The organism is Idiomarina sp. Sol25 (assembly GCF_033052775.1).
GTDB lineage: Bacteria > Pseudomonadota > Gammaproteobacteria > Enterobacterales > Alteromonadaceae > Idiomarina.
The window spans coordinates 1-362 of sequence record NZ_JAUPEW010000058.1 but is presented as its reverse complement, the minus strand read 5'-3'; the positions used below and the strand labels follow the sequence as shown (position 1 = coordinate 362).

General features: G+C 63.8%; 1 protein-coding gene. It reads right to left on the bottom strand.

Going from position 1 to position 362, the window contains the following annotated elements; all coding sequences use genetic code 11:
• On the bottom strand, nucleotides 1-303 hold a 303-nt coding region (locus Q5L94_RS13450), incomplete at its 3' end, for a hypothetical protein (RefSeq protein ID WP_317498871.1).
• Nucleotides 304-362 lie beyond the last annotated feature (59 nt).

Sequence of the window (362 nt, the reverse complement as noted above, 5' to 3'; positions counted from 1 at the left end):
CTCGGCGAGCAGAACGACCGCCAGAAGTGCAATCGGCAGAAGCGCGAGTCCAGTGAGGAAGGCACGACGCGGCACGGCAGCATGGGCCGATCCATCATCTGCGGGGTCATGGAAATCGTCGCGATGCCGGACGGTCTGCGCATGCAGAAAGAAGCCATAGAGCGCCAGAGACACCATCGCCACGAAGATGAGTTGCGAGGGCGCATAGAGCGGGCCCGGCACGACCTTGGTGTAGTTCGGCAACACGAGTGCGAGAACCGAAAGCGTCCCGAGAACGCCGAGTGCGGCCGTGGCGCTGTGCACTTGCACCGTCTGCCTGTGGTACCTGACCCCCCCGATCACAAGGCAGAGCCCCAGGTTCC